Raw genomic sequence first — 3,395 nt, forward strand, 5'->3', positions numbered from 1 at the left:
CGGCCCGCCCCCACCACGGGGCGGGCCGTCCGTCGTTCCCGGCGCCGAGCCCGGGGGAGGATGGACGCATGCCCCGCAGCCGACGGTCGACGAAGCGCCCCTACGGCGCCGAGCACGTCGACCTCGACCTGGACCGCGCGACCGGCGGCCGGCGCGCCGAGAGCGCGGGCGACGGCGAGTGGGTCGTCCAGCAGGTCCGCGGCTCCGACCGCGAGTACCGCTGCCCAGGGTGCGACCAGGTCGTCGCGGCGGGCACCGCGCACGTCGTCGCGTGGCGTTCCGACGGCCTGTTCGGCGAGGCCGTCGACGACCGGCGGCACTGGCACGCGTCGTGCTGGCAGGCCCGCGGGCGGCGACGCCCGACGCGGCGCTAGGGTGCCCGGCGTGAGCACGACCGACCACGACGGTCGCCCGCTGCCGAGCACCCCGCCGCGGCTCGTCGCGACCGACCTCGACGGCACCCTCCTGCGACCCGACGGCACGGTCTCGACCCGCACGTCCGACGCGCTCGCCGCGGCCGAGGACGCCGGGGTCGCCGTCGTCTTCGTCACCGCGCGCCCGCACCGCTGGCTCGCCGACCTGCAGCCCCACGTCGCCGGCCACGGCGTCGCGCTGTGCGCCAACGGGGCGTCCGTCGTGGACGTCGGGACGCTGCAGGTCCTCGAGCAGCGCGGCATGGCGGCCGAGGTCGTCGCGGACCTCGCCGCGCGCCTGCGCGGGCGGTGGGGCGCCGACCGCGTGCACCTCGCGGTCGAGGGCGCCGACGGCTTCGCGCACGAGCACCGGTTCGCGAGCGACCACGCGGTCCCGCCCGGGTCGCCGACCGCGGCCCGCATCGAGGACGTCCTGTCCGGCCCGACGCTCAAGCTCCTCGTCCGTGCGACCGCAGACCCGCGCGACGGGGCCGACTTCGTCGCCGCGCTCGTCGACGTCGTGGGCGACCTCGCCGTCGTCGCCGACTCCGGGGCGCACGGCCTCGGCGAGATCAGCGGCGCGGGCGTGACGAAGGCCGCCGGGCTCGCGCGGTGGGCCGCGACCCAGGGCATCGACGCGCGCGACGTGTGGGCCGTCGGCGACGCCCCCAACGACCTGCCCATGCTCGCGTGGGCCGGCACCGCGTTCGCCGTCGCGAACGCCTACCCGGTCGTCCTCGACGCAGCCGACCACCACCTGCCGTCGAACGCCCACGACGGCGTGGCGGTGCTGCTCGAGCGCGCGGTGGCGGCGGTGGCCGCCGCCAGGGCCCGGACCGCGGGGGAGCGCGACCCGGCCTAGGCTCGACCCCGATGAGCACGCACACGTCGCCCGCGACCCCGATCCGCTCCCTGACCGTCCTGCCGGCGCACCGCGAGGACGTCGAGCTGCACACCGCCGACGGCCTCACGCTCGTCGGCGAGCTCGCCCGGCCGCTCGGCCCCGACGGCGGCCCCGCGACCCCGGCCGCGACTCTCGTCACCCTCCACCCGCTGCCGACGCACGGCGGCTACATGGACTCGCACGTCTACCGCAAGGCCGCGTGGCGCCTGCCCGCGCTCGCCGGGCTCGCGGTCCTGCGCTTCAACACGCGCGGCACGTCCAGCCCGCGCGGGACCAGCGGCGGCGCGTTCGACGGCGGCGTCGCCGAGCAGTTCGACGTGCACGCCGCGATCGAGTTCGCCGAGTTCCACGACCTGCCGCGGCGCTGGCTCGTCGGCTGGTCGTTCGGCACCGAGCTCGCCCTCATGCACGGGCGCGACCCGTCGATCGAGGGCGCGATCCTGCTGTCGCCGCCCCTGCACCGCGCGACCGACGCCGACCTGGACGCGTGGGCCGCGTTCGGCAAGCCGCTGCACGTCCTCGTGCCCGAGCACGACGACTACCTGCGTCCCGACGAGGCGCGCCGCCGCTTCGCGCGCGTCCCGCAGGCCGAGGTCGTCGGCGTCGACGGCGCGAAGCACCTGTGGGTGGGAGAGTCCGCGGTGCGGCGCGTGCTCGACGAGGTCGTCGCGCGCGTCCTGCCCGGCCACGATGCGCTGCCCACCACGTGGGACGGACCGAGCACGACCGCCGAGACCACGGCCGCCTCCGCGGTCGGCGAGGAGGACGCATGACGCTGCACACGTACCGCGCCGGCGACGACGGGCTGCCCGTCGTGCTCCTGCACGGCTTCCCGCTCGACCACCGCATGTGGGACGCGGCGGCCGCCGCGCTGCCGGGCGGCCGCGCCGTGCACGCCGTCGACCTGCCCGGTACCCCGGGCTCCGCCGACGACCTGCCCGAGCCGGGCCTCGAGGCGTCCGCCGACCTCGTCGCAGCCGACCTGCGCGCCGCCGGGGTCGACCGGGCCGTCGTCGCCGGGCTGTCGATGGGCGGCTACGTCGCGCTCGCCCTCGCCGAGCGGCACCCCGAGCTGGTCGCCGCCCTCGGGCTCGTCGACACCAAGTCCACCGCCGACACCGACGAGGCCCGCGCGAACCGTCTGCGCGTCGCCGCCGCCGTCGAGGACGGCCGGACCGTCGAGCCCGTCCGCCCCATGGCCACCGCGCTGCTGGGGGAGTCGAGCCGCGGCGCGCGCGCCCACCTCGTCGACGTGCTCGGCGACTGGATCGACGAGCAGCCGCCCGCCGGCGTCGCGTGGTCGCAGCGGGCGATGGCTGCCCGGCCCGACCGCACCGACGTCCTGCGTGCCTTCGCCGGGCCCGTGCAGGTCGTCGTCGGCGACGAGGACACGATCACACCCGTCGAGGGCGCCAAGCACATGGTCGCCGCCGCGCAGGACGCGCAGCTCGTCGTGGTGGCCCGCTCGGGCCACATGTCGGCCCTCGAGGACCCGGCGGCCGTCGCCGCGGCCCTGGGCGACCTCGCGCAGCGCGCGGACGCCACCACGGCCTGAGCGCGCGCCCCGGGCCCGACGCGGGCCACAGGGACCGGCGCCGGGGCGTGCTCGGGGGCGGCCGTCGACGGGGGGCCGACGAACTTGACGGTCTCGCGCGATCGGGACTCCGACGCCGTGCACGCGACCAGGTTCCGACGCGGTCCGCGGGGTCGGTCGCCGGTGCGCGGTCCGCGCGCGCCGAGTCGCCGACGCGACGGTCAGGCGTCGAGCACCCGCGCCAGTGCCTGCGTGAGGTCCAGCGACTCGCCGTCCTTGCCGCCCGCACCCAGCACGAGCGGCGGGTCGCTCGGCGCCGGCACGACCCCGCGCACGCGCGCGGCCAGGCTCGCCGGCGTGCTCAGCACGTAGAACTCCCCGGCGGTGTCGACCGCGACGGACTCGTCGCGGCGCAGGTACCAGCCGCGCAGCGGGGTCCGGTACCGGGCGCGGCCGTCGTAGCTGCGCGCGCGCAGCTCGACGGGGGCAGGGCCGTCGGCGAGGGCCCGCTCGACGAACGTCGCGATGAGCGCGCGGGCCTGCT

The 3,395-nt window shown here is 78.0% G+C and carries 5 protein-coding genes; 4 read left to right on the plus strand and 1 reads right to left on the minus strand.

Annotation, left to right across the window (positions count from 1 at the left end; genetic code table 11):
- The first annotated feature begins 68 nt into the window (after nucleotides 1-68).
- The 4 genes from CBZ_RS19545 to CBZ_RS19560 are packed head-to-tail and all read left to right on the plus strand — an operon-like array spanning nucleotide 69 to nucleotide 2,872.
- Nucleotides 69-374, plus strand: coding sequence for an Rv1322 family protein (locus tag CBZ_RS19545; RefSeq protein WP_130783109.1), 306 nt, complete (start codon nucleotides 69-71; stop codon nucleotides 372-374).
- Nucleotides 375-384: 10 nt separating this feature from the next.
- Complete coding sequence (locus tag CBZ_RS19550; RefSeq protein ID WP_246013561.1) at nucleotides 385-1,275, plus strand: HAD family hydrolase; 891 nt, start codon at nucleotides 385-387, stop codon at nucleotides 1,273-1,275.
- 11 nt (nucleotides 1,276-1,286) lie between these two features.
- Complete coding sequence (locus CBZ_RS19555; protein WP_130783110.1) at nucleotides 1,287-2,090, plus strand: alpha/beta hydrolase; 804 nt, start codon at nucleotides 1,287-1,289, stop codon at nucleotides 2,088-2,090.
- A complete protein-coding gene (locus tag CBZ_RS19560) occupies nucleotides 2,087-2,872 on the plus strand; it encodes an alpha/beta fold hydrolase (protein WP_130783111.1) in 786 nt (261 codons plus the stop codon). Before CBZ_RS19555 ends, CBZ_RS19560 begins: the two co-directional genes overlap by 4 nt.
- Before the next feature lie 200 nt (nucleotides 2,873-3,072).
- Here CBZ_RS19560 and CBZ_RS19565 read toward each other — a convergent pair.
- The coding region (locus CBZ_RS19565; protein ID WP_130783112.1) for a hypothetical protein at nucleotides 3,073-3,395 on the minus strand (323 nt) is incomplete at its 5' end.

The sequence above is a fragment of the Cellulomonas biazotea genome (assembly GCF_004306155.1).
In the GTDB taxonomy this organism is placed as follows: domain Bacteria; phylum Actinomycetota; class Actinomycetes; order Actinomycetales; family Cellulomonadaceae; genus Cellulomonas; species Cellulomonas biazotea.

What these genes read in the sequence shown, in the direction of transcription:
- CBZ_RS19545 (WP_130783109.1), top strand. Translation starts at nt 69, where the DNA reads ATGCCCCGCAGCCGACGGTCGACGAAGCGCCCCTACGGCGCCGAGCAC.
- CBZ_RS19555 (WP_130783110.1), top strand. Translation starts at nt 1,287, where the DNA reads ATGAGCACGCACACGTCGCCCGCGACCCCGATCCGCTCCCTGACCGTC.
- CBZ_RS19560 (WP_130783111.1), top strand. Translation starts at nt 2,087, where the DNA reads ATGACGCTGCACACGTACCGCGCCGGCGACGACGGGCTGCCCGTCGTG.